The organism is Hydrocarboniphaga sp. FW305-C-57 (assembly GCF_058783045.1).
In genome coordinates this window covers 410,435-423,371 of record NZ_JBYSYG010000003.1, presented here as the reverse complement: position 1 = coordinate 423,371, position 12,937 = coordinate 410,435, and the positions used below count along the sequence as shown (strand labels likewise).

Genomic DNA, 12,937 nt, shown 5'->3' with positions numbered 1-12,937 from the left:
TCGTCGTCCAGCCATCGTCACTCCCTGAGTTGCTCAGATGCCTGCACCGATCACGCCCTGCGCCTGCAGCCAGACGCGGAAATCGTCGGTCCACCGATCGCTGGCCTTGCCCTGCTGCTTCATGCCGAAGCCGTGTCCGCCACTGTCGTAGAGCTTGTATTCAAGCGGCCGGCCAGCCTGCTTCCAGGCCTTGACCACCGGAGGCGTCGAAAACGCGGTCAGCACGTCGTCCTTCGCTGCGGCGATGAACAGCGGCGGCGCATCCTCGACCAGCTTGTCGATCGCCCAAGGCCCGGTATACAACGCCGCCGCATAAGCTGGCCGGTCGGCCGCGTCGGCCTGCTGACAGACGCCGAGCGTGACCACCGCACCCGCGGAGAAACCGATCATGCCGATGCGCTCCGGCTTCAGCGACCACGCCTGTGCCTTGGACTTGAGCAGCCTCATCGCCTGGACGCCGTCCGCGATCGCCGGCGGTGCCAGCCGCTGCATTTCCTGCACGATGCCCGGACCGAACAAAGGCGCCATCAGCGCGCCAAGTCCGGCGTTGAAATCCTCGTCGCTCGCCGGCGTCTCCATGACGCGATACCGCAGCACGAACGCGGCAATGCCCTGCGCGTTGAGCCACTGCGCAACTTTCTCACCTTCGCTGTCGATACTCAGAAAGCGAAAGCCACCACCCGGCGCCACGATCATCGCCGCACCCGTGGCGATGGCCGGATCGGGCCAGTGCACTTCGAGGCTGGCCGCGGTCACGTTACGCACGATGGCCTCGCCCCAAGGCGCTTGCGTATCGCGCTCGCTGGACGCCGTACCGGCTGCTCCCGGTGACAACGTGATGCGAGTGCCTTGCTCGGGACGCGCAGGCCGTGCGGATTCCGGCTGCGTCGCAGTCGCCACGCAGCCTGCGAGCAAGGTGATGGCGCCTGCCATCAGCAGCGATTTTTTCACGATAAAGGCTTCCTTCATTGCAATGAACTTAAAAGCGCGCATCGAGCGTCAGGCCGACGAAGCGGAACGATTCGGTGCTCAACGCGTGCCCGGAGGTCTCGATGCCCGGCGAACTCAGCGCCGACAGCAGATATGGCGCGTAAGTGAACTGCGAATAGCGCTCGTCGAACAGGTTGCGCGCGAACAGTGCGACGCTCCAGGCATTCTGCGGACTGCGTACCCCGATGCGGGCACCCACGATCGCGTGCGCGCCGGACTCGGCTTCCGGATTGCGCGAGGCGACGAAGCGGATGTTCGAGCGGTACACCACGTCGCTGGAGACGAAGCCGTTCCACTTCAGGTAGGGCAGCGCATGTTCGTACTCACCCGACAGCGTGAACTTCCAGCGTGGTGCGCCGGTAAGCTGCGTGCCCTTGACGTTCTCCTGATCGTCTTCTTCGGGCTCGGTCTCCGGGTTGTCGCCGCACTGCGGGCCGGGTACCGTCGTCGAGCACTGCACGTAGTAGCGCGGGTACTCCACCGGGTTGTACAGCGCGGCGCCGGTCAGGGTCAGCCCCTGAATCGGCTTGCCGAACAAATCGATCTCGATACCCTGCGTCACGATCTTGGGAATGTTGTTCGGCGTCGAAGTGCCCTGCGCGTTGAACGTGGACGACTGGAAATCCTTGATGCTGGTGTGGAACAGATTGAGGTTCGCAAAGAAGCCTCCCCATAGCAGCGTCTTGAAGCCCAACTCGTAATCCATCGGATACTCGGGCTTGACGATCGAGATCGACGCGGGCGCCGGCAGCGCGGCTTCGCCCTGCGCGAGATTCAAGGTCGGCAGGATGCCCGGCGGATTGAACACCACCTGCGGGCCCTTGTAGCCGTGCGAGACCGTCAGATAGGCCATCGACACCGGCGTGACGTCGTACTGCAGGCCGGCACGCCAGGACAGATTGTCGACCTTGTCGGCACCGCTCAAGGGATCGTTCATCGGAATCAATGCCGGTGGCGTCGGCATCAGCGAAAGCCCGACACCGATCAGCGAAACCGAGGTCATCGAGATGTCGTCGTGCGTGTAGCGCAAGCCGCCGATCACACGCAGCGAATCGAACAGGCGATAGGTGACCTGCCCGAACACGGCCGAACTTTTCAGCGAAGCGTCGTACTGATTCGGGTTGTTCAGCGAAACCAGGTCGTTCAGGCACAAGCCGAGATTGGTGCACAACGACAGCCCGAGATTGCCCGATGTCGCCACCGATGCGAGCGCGTCGGCGCCAATGATCTGGGTCAGGAAGTTGTGCACGTCGGAGTTCGAATAGAACACGCCTGCGACGTACTCCAGGTCTTCGCCCCCGGGCGATGCAATGCGTACCTCCTGCGTGAAAACCCGGTTGTCGAATACGTTGCCGTTGTTGTAGTAGTCGCCCGGCATGCCGTCGACGTCGAGTTCTCCCTGCTGCAGATAACGACGGAACGAGCTGATCGAGGTGACGGTGTGATCGCCGACGAGCCAGTCGACCTGCCCCGAAAAGCCCCAGCTCTCGTTATCGTAAGTGGTCGGATCGGCCGCGCAGGAGCGTCGGTTGTCCGGTGAGGCGAACGTGCCCTTGCAGCCCGGAATCGGATCGGGACCCTCGGTATCGGGATCGTCGTAGAGCGCATACTGCAGGTACAGCTGCTCGGTCGTCAGCACCTTTTCGTAGTCGGCGATCACGTTGAAGGTGAGCTCGTCGCTGGGCTCCCACATGAAACGCATGCGCCCGCCCTTGATGTCGGCCACGCTGGGTTCATCGCGCACCACGTTGGTGATGAAGCCTTTCTGGTAAGTCTGTCCGCCGCTGAGTCGTACTGCGGCATGGTCGCCCAGCGGCACGTTCACGGTGCTCTGCACCAGGCGATAGTCGTAGGAGTTGGACAGATCGGCATGGCCGATCACTTCGAACGCAGTCGGATCGGGCTTGTTCGTCGTGATGCTGATGACGCCTGCCGAAGAATTCTTGCCGAACAAGGTGCCCTGAGGACCTCGCAGCACTTCGATCTGGGCAACGTCGAACAGGCTGACCGCCGGCGTCTTGCCGAGCACGACACCGTCTGCGACGAACGACACCGCCTGCTCGGCCGTCACACTGAAGGAGTTGGTCGAAATACCGCGAATGCTGGTGCGCGTATCCGGGTTTCCAGGTTGACCGAACACTTCGACGGACGGCGCGGTACGCGTCAGATCCTGCACATTGCCGATATTCTGCTGCTGCAACTGCTTGCCGCTGACCACGGTGATCGCGATCGGAACGTCCTGCAGTTTCTGCTCGCGCTTCTGTGCGGTGACGATGACTTCTTCTAGCACCGGTTCTTCTCTAGTGTGCTTTTCGGGCACGGGATCGGCCGGCACTTCCTGGCTGACCGTAATCATCTGCAAAGGCTGTGTCGATGCATCCGCAGCGGCACCCGTGTAGACAGCCTCTTCGAAAACCGCCGCCGATGTCTGTGCATATGCGAGCGGCGGATGAAGACTACTGCCGAGTACCGCAAAACCGGCCACAACAGGCAAAGCATGCGCGTAGTTCGCTCGGAACATGGGTTCTCCTCCCCAACGACAAGCCGCGCGGATCTGTCGTCCGCGGTCGGCCCGTGTAAAAGCGCGCTGTGAACGCGCTCGGCGTGCTACAGGAAGCGGGTCGTCATCAGCCCTGCGACCTGTGCATCGGTTGACTGGTACTGGCGATCTCGCGCGTCATCGCGTCGCGGATCATGAATTTCTGGATTTTTCCGGTGACCGTCATCGGAAATTCTTCGACGAAGCGCACGTAGCGCGGCACCTTGTAGTGCGCGATGCGCTCACGGCAGAACTCGCGTAGCTGCGCCTCGCTCATGGTCGCGCCGGCACGCAGCTTGACCCACACGCAGACTTCTTCGCCGTACTTCTCGTCGGGCACGCCGACGACCTGCGCGTCTTCGATCAGCGGATGCTTGAACAGGAATTCTTCGATTTCGCGCGGATAGATGTTTTCGCCACCGCGAATGACCATATCCTTGATGCGGCCGACGATCGTGCAGTAGCCCTCCGCATCGATCGTCGCCAGATCACCGGTGTGCATGTAGCCGTCGGCGTCGATTGCTTCGGCGGTTTTCTCGGTGTCGTTCCAGTAACCCAGCATCACCGAGTAGCCGCGCGTGCACAGCTCGCCACGCTCACCGTGCGCGACCACGTTGCCGTCACTGTCGATCACCTTGCATTCCAGGTGCGGCTGCACACGGCCCACCGTGCTGACGCGACGATCCAGCGGCGAAGCGGGCGAGCTCTGGAAACTGACCGGACTGGTTTCGGTCATGCCGTAAGCGATGGTGATGTCGCGCAGGTTCATCCGCGCAATCAGCTTGCGCATCACTTCTTCAGGACAGGGCGCACCCGCCATCACGCCGTTGCGCAGAGACGACAGGTCGAAGCGCTCGAACTCCGGATGCTCGAGCTGGGCGATGAACATCGTCGGCACGCCATGCAGTCCGGTACAGCGTTCGGACTCGATCGCTTTGAGCGTTGCGAGCGGGTCGAAAGTCGGCGCCGGATAAATCATCGTGGCGCCGTGCGTGATGCAGGCGAGATTGCCCATCACCATGCCGAAGCAGTGATACAAGGGCACCGGAATACACAGGCGATCGCCTTCGCGCAGATCCATGCTGGCGCCGACGAAGTAGCCGTTGTTGAGAATGTTCCGATGCGAAAGCGTGGCCCCTTTCGGCAAGCCGGTAGTGCCGCTGGTGAATTGAATGTTGATCGCCTGGCTTGCGTGCAATGAAGGCTGCAGCGCGAGCAGCTTCGCGGTCTGGACCGGCCTCGCCAGCTGCGGCAGATCGTCGAAGCGCAGCCATCCGGCGCGTGGGGCGCCACCGATCTTGATCACCGTTTTGAGCGCGGGCAGGCGCGCCGCATCGAGCATGCCCGCGGCGCTGCCGGCGATCTCGGGTGCCAGCGCCTCGATCATCCCGACGTAGTCGCTGCTGCGATAAGACTCGGCTGCGATCAGTGCCTTTACGCCGACCTTGTTCAAGGTATATTCGACTTCGCTGAGCCGATACGCCGGATTGATGTTGACCTGGATCAAACCGGCTTTCGCCGTGGCGAACTGGGCCAAGGTCCATTCCACGCAGTTGCAGGCCCAAACCCCGACACGATCACCCGGCGACAGTCCCAGAGCCAGCAATGCCGCCGCGATTTCGTCGATCCGCGCACCGAGTTGCGCATAGCTCAAGCGAATACCCTGATGCACGGACACCAAGGCTTCGCGCTGTGGCCAACGCTGTACCGCAAGCTGCAGGGCTGCACCGATGCTGTATTCCAGCAGCGGCGATGTCGTCGCGCCGAGTACCTGGCTGCGCGACGTTCTCATGTCGGCAGCGGTATCGCGCTTGCAGGCCGGGGTGTTCGCACTCATTGCGGGACTCGCTCAGCGCAGACCGCAGCTGAAGCTGGCGGCTTCGTCGGTCGAGCCTTGTCCCTTGTACAGTGCGACTTGCGGATAAGGACACAAGGGGCGCGACACCACCGGATCGCCCGGAGGCAGGCCGAGCAGACCGGCGTATTCATTGGCGTACTTGGCCGCGATGATCTCCTTGGGCGGCGTCTTGGCTTCGACCCAGCGTTCCATTGCGGCGATCATGTCGAAGTCGTTGGGACCGGGGCCGCCGAGGCAGTGATTCATGCCCGGCACCATGTACAGCTGCATGAACTTGTCGGCTTCGGTCGCGCCGAGCTTGGCGCGCACGGCATCGCGATAGGCAATCGTGCTCTGCGCCGGAATCGCGGCATCGCCCCAGCCGTGATACATGATCAGCTTGCCGCCGCGCTTGGCGAACGCGCGAAGATCCGGATTGTTCGACACCATGATCTTGTCGTGCTTGGCGCGTGCGATCGGCAGATCGCGATCCAGGTTCAGTTGCGCCAGTTCCCAGTCCGGCTTCTCGAAGACCATGTTGCGGAAGTATTCGGTCGAGAACATCGCCGCGTCGGTTTCCGCACCGGTGAGCCACTGGTTCCATTGCTCGGCCTCCGAGCCCGGCGGAAAGCCCGGATAGATCTGCTTTCCTGCTGCGGTCTTCGGCCCTGAATAGATCTTGCGCACGGCGACGACTTCGGCCGCGCTCAGGCAATCGTCGCCGTCGCCGGATTTGCACTGGACAGTGCCCGGGTCGAACGCACAGCGACGCGGATCATCGAGCCAGCCGTCGCTGACGCCATCCAGCGCATCGCACTGCTCGAGCACCGCATTCTGCAGCACCGTGAGCTTGGCGACCGGCAGCATGCCGTCGGGCAAGGCGTCTCGCGCCAAGGTGTTCCAGGCCATGCCGGCGACCAGCGAGATCCAATCGTAGGCCGGCGCGCCGGCGATGATGCCGTCGTAGTCTTCGGGATAGCGCTGTGCTTCCATCAGCGCCTCGCGTCCTCCATTCGAGCAGCCCTGGAAGTACGAATACTTCGGCGCACTGCCGTAGTAAGCCTGCACCAGCGATTTCGCTGCGGCAGCGGTCAGGTGATTGGCGCGGTTGCCGTAGTCGATCACCTTTTCGGGCTGGCCCAGCGCCCAGCCCGCACCGGAGGCGGCGCGATCACCCATCTGGCCGTTGACGTGCCCGGTGTCGGTACCGGCGGCCGCATAACCGTGGCCGACGGCATTGCCCATGAACAGGTACGGCGAGGTGAAATTGCCGGCGTAGCCGGCATTGCCGGCACCCAGAAACTTGCCGTTCCATTTCTCTTTGGGCGGCAGCCAGACTTCGATGCGAATGTCGGACGCCGGCGTGGGAGTCAGCCGGCCCTGCACGCGGCAATACGTGTTCAACACCGGCAGCGGCGGCACGCCCTTGATGCCGAGATCCAGCGGTTCCGGCGGCGTCATGGTACTGACGCTGTCGATGCGACCTGCAGTGAGCTTGAAATCCTTCAGTGCCTGGCAGGCGTCGTCTGCAGCGTGCGCCTGTTGCGGCAGCGACAAGGCCGACAGCGCAGCGAGCATCGTCAGCGTCTTTGCAATGATTTTCATGTGGCGGTTCCTGAGAGGCGCGGCTTAAGGCGCGCTGGTGCGCTTGGCGAACTGCTGGGCGATCGCATCGAGCGCAGGCGACACAGCGCTGAGGATCGCGATGCCCTTCTCGGAAAACTCCACCATTCGCCCTTCTTTTGCGACATACCGCGGCCATGCCGGCTGGCCCTCGATCGCCGGAACACCCGTTTTGGCAAAGGCGATCAATGCATCGCCGAACTGCTGGGCGGCAAGCCGATCCGCATCGCCGATCTTGTCGCCGTTGGCTGCGAGATTGCCGAGTGTGAACGGCAAGTCGGTAGCGTGCGCAGCCCCCTTGGATGACTTGCGCTTGGATTCGACCACGTAAGCGAAGCGCCACAGATAAACCGGCTGCTTCGCGGCCGCCGCGGTCGCGAGATAACGCGCCGGCTCGGTGAAAGTGACGTCGCTGGCGAAATGCGCTTCATAGGCGTCCTTGCTGCCGTAGCCTGCGATCAGCTGCGCTTCGTCGAAACCGAATTGCTCGATGAGCTTGCTGTTCGAACGTCCGAGCAAAAAGCCCGGCAGAAAACCGAACTCGTTGCTGTTGCTGCCGATCCAGTAAGGAATCCGGGCCTGCTTGCCTTGCGAGAATCCGTCGCTCACCGCACCGGTGACGATGCGTCCGTCGATCATCGGGCCGCTGTAGGTACCGCCGTCGTTGTCGATCAGGCTGATGCCGCCGAGCACCTTGGCCGCCGACACCGCGCGCAGTGCGGCCGCATCGTCGGCGGCGACTTTGACCTTGGCCGCGAACTTGCGGCCCACCGCTTCCGCAGATGGCAGATTCGGCCGGTCTTCACTGAGCTTCGGCCACGGCGAGCGGCCGCCGCCGGATTGCACCATCGCTTTGGCGAACAAACCTCGTGCATCGGTGGCGAGCATCAGATAGTTGATCGATTCACCGCCGGCGGACTCACCGAACACCGTCACGTTAGCCGGATCGCCACCGAACGCGGCGATATTGCGCTGCACCCACCGCAGCGCCGCGATCTGGTCCATGAAGCCGTAGTTGCCGACCGCGTCGCCCGGACTTTCCGCACTCAATGCCGGGTGTGCGAAGAAGCCGAAACGTCCGAGCCGATAGTTGAAGGTGACGATGATCGCGCCGCGCGCTGCGAGCTTGCTACCGTCGAGCACCGCCTGGCTGCCGGCGCCGGCAACGAAGCCGCCGCCATGAATCGCGACCAGCACCGGAAGCTTGCCCTTTTCGCCGGCCGATGCGGGCGACCAGATATTGAGATACAGGCAGTCTTCGCTTTGCGGCTGCGTTGGCGCCATCGAGTCCCACGACTGCCGATTCTGCATGCAGTCACGGCCGTAACGCGTTGCATCACGCACGCCGTCCCAAGGCTCGGCCGGCGCCGGGGCGCGCCAGCGGCGATCACCGACCGGCGGTGCGGCGTACGGAATGTTCTTGTACGAGACGCCGGCTTCGCTGACCGCGCCCTGCAACACGCCGGTCTCGACACGCACCGTAGCTGTGGTCTGACCGGTGCCCGGTATCGTAACGACAGCCTGCCGCTCCACTGCGGTCGTCGACTGCGGGGCCGCGCAGGAGCAGGCAATGTGCAAGCTGCCCAGCAACGCGAACATCGACAAATGCTGACTTGAAACGCGCATCCAACTCTCCTCACCAGTCCGCGGCTTTAGACTCTCGCAGAGAGTCGCGCCTCTTATTCACCAGTTGTATAATGAGATTAATCATAACCCAGGCCACACCGATGTCAAAAGCCCTCAAGACCGCTCAGAAGAAAAAAAAATCGAAGCCGGAAGCAAAAGCAGCCTCTCACGCGACTGCAAAACCGGATGAACCGCGCGTCAACCTTCGTTTGCAGCAGAAAGAAGCGACACGCGCCGCGATCCTGCAGGCCGCTTTGCAGGTGTTCTCAGAGCACGGCTTCGCTGGCAGTTCGACCCGCGATATTGCGGAGCTGGCCGGCGTGCATCACGCCTTAATCAAGTACTACTTCAACAGCAAGGACGCGTTGTGGCGCGAAGCGGTGACGTTTCTGTTCGCGCGCCAGTCCGCTGAACTGGCGGCGCCGCCATCCACGGTGCAGCTGCGCACACGCGAAAGCCGGCGCCAGTTCGCGCGCGAGGCTTTGCGCCGCTACGTGCTGTATTGCGCGCGCCATCCCGAGCATGCGCGTCTCATGGTCCAGGAGAGCGTGCGCGATAGCGAAAGGCTGCACTGGGCAGCCGATCATTTCATCGGCGAAACTTCGCGCTCCGCAGAGCGCTTCGTGCGCATGCTGCAGGGCGAAGGCATTCTGCCGAAAGCCTCGGCCCCGGCACTGGTCTACGTGATCGTTGGCGCCGCGCAGTCGTTCTACACGCTGGCGCCGGAAGTGCGGCGCGTCTGGAACATCGATCCGGCAGACGACGCCGTCATCGAAGCACACATCGAAGCGGTGCTGGGCGTTTTCATTCGCTGACCGGCAGCTTGCGCGCCGCGATTTCCTCGACGATGCGCGCATGCTCCTTGAGCCCGATCGGATAGAAGTAGACCAGCGCTGCCGACACCACTCCACCGATCAGCGGCACCCAGAACATCAACTGCTTCAGGTCGTTCAAGGTCGCCGCCGATTGCAGTTCGTTGGGCAGGTATCCGATCTGCTTCAGTGCCAGGCCGAGTACGCCGGCGCCGATGCCGAGCGCGACCTTCTGCGCGAGCACACCGCAACCGAACACCAGTGATTCGGCACGCACGCCGCTACGCCATTCACCGTATTCCACGGTATCCGGGAGCATCGACCAGAAGCAGACGCCGTAGGCGCCGGTGCCCATCGCACACAAGGCCAGCGACACGAACAGGAATGGCAGCGGCATGCCGTCGGCCAAGTGCCAGCAGCAGATGCCGACGATCGCGGGAACCGCACCGACAAGCCAGGCGCGGCGCTTGCCGTAGGTGCGTGCCAACCAGGTGAAGATCGGGACCGACAATGCCGCGACCAACGCCACCACACCCATCGCCACGCTGCCGAGTTCGGCGCGACCGACCACGTACTTGAAGTAGTACAGCAGGTTTTTTCCGAACAGCGTCGACGAGATCGACGCGATCATGACCGCCCCGAGTACCAGCATCAGCGGACGATTCAGATACAAGGAGCGCAGCAGCGCCTTCATCGGCGGCTTCTGCTGAACCTGATCCTCGATCCTGTCGTAGCCGTTCGCGGCCCAGGCGGCGAGCAGCAGGCTCAAGCTCGCGATCACACCGAAGATCAGCGCCAGCATCACCCAACCGCGACGCGGCGCATCCTCCGTGCCGAGCGCTTTCACCAACGGCAAAGTCAGGCTGGCGACCAACAGTGCCGAGACCGTCGCGAACACCATGCGAATGCCTGCAAGATCAGCCCGAATGCGCGCATCGCGGGTCACGCGTGCGAACAACGAGGCATAGGGAATCGAGATCACCGCATACAGGCTGCGAAAGCCCACATGCAGCACGGCGGCGAACACCATGCCTGCGGTGCTGTCACCCGCCGGGCCGGCGAACATCGCCGCGAAGATCACTGCCAGCGGCAAGCCACCGAACAGCAGATATGGGCGGTAGCGACCAAAGCGCGTGCGCGTACGATCCGCCAGCGAGCCGATCAACGGGTCCAGTGCCGCATCCCAGATCAGGGCCGCCATGTAGATCGCACCCGCGACGGCAGGCGGCAGACCGAGCACGTCGGTGTAGAAAAACAATAGGTAGATCGACGCCGTCTGCCAGTACAGATTGAAACCGAAGTCGCCCGCGCCCAGCGCAAAGCGGCGCCCCAGACCCATGTTGCGTTCCATGTCGACTCTCTCCCGGGAGCTCTCATGCTTGTGTGCATGCATTTTCACTCACCATTTGTATAATGAGTTTTCCGAAGTATGGGGGATCACATCAAAATGTCAAAGCTCTGGGTGAGAATCGAAGGGACGCGTTTCGTCGATCGGCAAGGTCGGCACCTGATTCTGCGGGGGGTCAATCTCGGCGGTGATTGCAAGTTACCCTACCCCGACGGCGGCACCGATCGCCCTTCGGATTTCAGCGATCATCGCAGCGTCAGTTTCGTCGGTCGCCCATTTCCGCTGGCCGAAGCCGACACGCATCTGGGGCGCATCGCGCGCTGGGGCTTCAACACGCTGCGCCTGCTGGCCACCTGGGAAGCCGTCGAGCACGCCGGCCCTGGCGAGCATGATGCCGACTATGTCGACTACGTCGGCCAGGTCTGCGAACGCGCGGCCGCGCATGGGCTCGCGGTGTTCATCGATTTTCACCAGGACGCGTGGAGCCGCATGTCGGGCGGCAGCGGCGCGCCCGGCTGGACTTTCGAAAAACTCGGGATCGATTTTCGTCGCTTCGATGCCGCTGCAGCCGCGCACGTGATGCAGTACCGCTACGACTATTCGAACCCCGAACGGCGCCAGGAATCGCGCTATCCGGCGATGAGCTGGCCGGTGAACTATCGCATGGCGGCCAACGGCATCATGTGGACCGCGTTCTTCGCCGGAGCAACGCTGACGCCGCAATGGCAGGTCGATGGCGAAAACGTGCAGCACTACTTGCAGCGCCACTATTTCGGCGCCGTCTCCGCTATCGCAAAGCGGGTCGCGTCGCTACCCAACGTGATCGGCTTCGACAGTCTCAACGAGCCCGGCATCGGCTGGGTGGGGCAGAAGATGTCGCAGCGCCCGGCGCCGCCGCCGATCAGCGATCACTCGCCGTTACGCCTGGGTCCGATGTGGACGCCGTTCGACGGGCTCAGTGCAGCACGCGGCCTGCCGACGAAGGTTCCGTTCTATTCGCGCGCCGCGGATGGAAGCGTCGCGGTGCGCGAAGTCGAATACAACAGCTCGAGAACGTCGATCTGGCTCTCGGACGGCCCCGATCCTTTCGAGCAGGCCGGCGCCTGGCGTGCAGGCGAAACCACAGCGCAGGTCGTCGACGAAGATTTCTTCATCAAGAACGGCGGGCAGCGCATCGATCACGAACGCGATTTCATGCAGCCGTTCTTTCATCGCATGGCGGCGACCATCCGCAGCCACAATCCGGATTGGCTGCTGTTCGCCGAGATCAATCCGCATCTGATCGCGCAGGGGCGCAGCTTTCCGAAAGACATGCCGCCGGCAACCGTCAACGCGAGCCACTGGTACGACCTGGCGCTGCTGTGGAGCAAGCGCAGCCCATCGACGCCGGATGCCGCGCATCAGGCAGAAAAAAAGAAGCTCTACGGCTTGCAACTCGCCTACTTCCGCACCATAGGCGAACGACTCAACGGCGGCGCCCCCACGCTGATCGGTGAATTCGGCGTGCCCTTCGATCTCAACGACGGCGAATCCTTCCACCGCTGGAATGCAGGAGAGCGCAACGGCGCAACCTGGCAGGCGCAGGCTCTGGCATTGCAGAGTGTCTACGACACGCTCGACACGCTGCTGCTGTCGTCCACGCAATGGAACTACACCGCATCCAACCGGAACGATCTACGCGTCGGCGACGGCTGGAATCAGGAGGATCTGTCGATTTTCTCGTGCGACCAGCAGCCGGGCGAAGACGACGGAGGTCGCGCCGTAGCGGGATTCTGCCGGCCCTACATCCAGCGCGCCCAAGGCCGGATTCTTCAAGTTCACTATTCGCAGGATGAAGGTGTATTCCGCTTTTCGATCGATCTCGATCCCGAAATCGAGGGTGATACCGAAATATTCATTCCGGCACGGTTTGCGCGCACGGCACCATCGATCGCACTATCCGGGGCTGCAGTTCAGCAGCAACATGCGCCCGATCGGCAATTGCTGAAGCTACGAGCGATTGCCGCGGGCAAAGTCGAAGGCGTCCTACACTGCCGTTGACCCGAGAACTCGACGAAGGTGCCGGCTCCGTGCTTCAAGGCCATCCGTAAAAATACGGAGCCGCTGTCGAATAGCGCTACCCATTCGGGGACGACACCTTCTCACTTCAGAATTTCTCAAAC

General features: G+C 62.7%; 8 protein-coding genes. 2 read left to right on the top strand and 6 right to left on the bottom strand.

Annotated elements, in window-relative coordinates; genetic code table 11:
• Positions 1-33: 33 nt before the first annotated feature.
• The 5 genes from AC3WUM_RS09250 to AC3WUM_RS09230 form a co-directional block, all read right to left on the bottom strand.
• Entirely contained in the window at positions 34-951 is a 918-nt protein-coding gene (locus AC3WUM_RS09250; protein WP_492409939.1) for an alpha/beta hydrolase, read from the bottom strand.
• A 28-nt stretch (positions 952-979) separates the two neighbouring features.
• Positions 980-3,346, bottom strand: a complete 2,367-nt coding sequence (locus tag AC3WUM_RS09245) for a TonB-dependent receptor (RefSeq protein ID WP_492409938.1) — start codon at positions 3,344-3,346, stop codon at positions 980-982.
• Positions 3,347-3,617: 271 nt separating this feature from the next.
• A complete protein-coding gene (locus AC3WUM_RS09240) occupies positions 3,618-5,366 on the bottom strand; it encodes an AMP-binding protein (protein WP_492409937.1) in 1,749 nt (582 codons plus the stop codon).
• Between the two features lie 12 nt (positions 5,367-5,378).
• Positions 5,379-6,971, bottom strand: coding sequence for a tannase/feruloyl esterase family alpha/beta hydrolase (locus AC3WUM_RS09235; RefSeq protein ID WP_492409936.1), 1,593 nt, complete (start codon positions 6,969-6,971; stop codon positions 5,379-5,381).
• A 24-nt stretch (positions 6,972-6,995) separates the two neighbouring features.
• Positions 6,996-8,615: a carboxylesterase/lipase family protein gene (locus AC3WUM_RS09230; RefSeq protein WP_492409935.1), complete on the bottom strand. Its 1,620-nt coding sequence runs from the start codon at positions 8,613-8,615 to the stop codon at positions 6,996-6,998.
• Here AC3WUM_RS09230 and AC3WUM_RS09225 point away from each other — a divergent pair.
• Positions 8,603-9,430, top strand: coding sequence for a TetR/AcrR family transcriptional regulator (locus AC3WUM_RS09225; RefSeq protein WP_492409934.1), 828 nt, complete (start codon positions 8,603-8,605; stop codon positions 9,428-9,430). The two genes, AC3WUM_RS09230 and AC3WUM_RS09225, sit on opposite strands and share 13 nt — an antisense overlap.
• Here AC3WUM_RS09225 and AC3WUM_RS09220 read toward each other — a convergent pair.
• Entirely contained in the window at positions 9,420-10,778 is a 1,359-nt protein-coding gene (locus AC3WUM_RS09220; RefSeq protein ID WP_492409933.1) for an MFS transporter, read from the bottom strand. The two genes, AC3WUM_RS09225 and AC3WUM_RS09220, sit on opposite strands and share 11 nt — an antisense overlap.
• A 96-nt stretch (positions 10,779-10,874) precedes the next feature.
• Between AC3WUM_RS09220 and AC3WUM_RS09215 the strand changes: the two genes are divergently transcribed.
• The gene (locus AC3WUM_RS09215; protein WP_492409932.1) at positions 10,875-12,815 is read left to right on the top strand and encodes a cellulase family glycosylhydrolase; all 1,941 of its coding nucleotides are present in this window, start codon (positions 10,875-10,877) and stop codon (positions 12,813-12,815) included.
• Positions 12,816-12,937: the final 122 nt, after the last annotated feature.

What these genes read in the sequence shown, in the direction of transcription:
- AC3WUM_RS09215 (WP_492409932.1), top strand. Translation starts at nt 10,875, where the DNA reads ATGTCAAAGCTCTGGGTGAGAATCGAAGGGACGCGTTTCGTCGATCGG.
- AC3WUM_RS09235 (WP_492409936.1), bottom strand. Translation starts at nt 6,971, where the DNA reads ATGAAAATCATTGCAAAGACGCTGACGATGCTCGCTGCGCTGTCGGCC.
- AC3WUM_RS09245 (WP_492409938.1), bottom strand. Translation starts at nt 3,346, where the DNA reads ATGATTACGGTCAGCCAGGAAGTGCCGGCCGATCCCGTGCCCGAAAAG.
- AC3WUM_RS09230 (WP_492409935.1), bottom strand. Translation starts at nt 8,615, where the DNA reads ATGCGCGTTTCAAGTCAGCATTTGTCGATGTTCGCGTTGCTGGGCAGC.
- AC3WUM_RS09220 (WP_492409933.1), bottom strand. Translation starts at nt 10,778, where the DNA reads ATGGAACGCAACATGGGTCTGGGGCGCCGCTTTGCGCTGGGCGCGGGC.
- AC3WUM_RS09240 (WP_492409937.1), bottom strand. Translation starts at nt 5,366, where the DNA reads ATGAGTGCGAACACCCCGGCCTGCAAGCGCGATACCGCTGCCGACATG.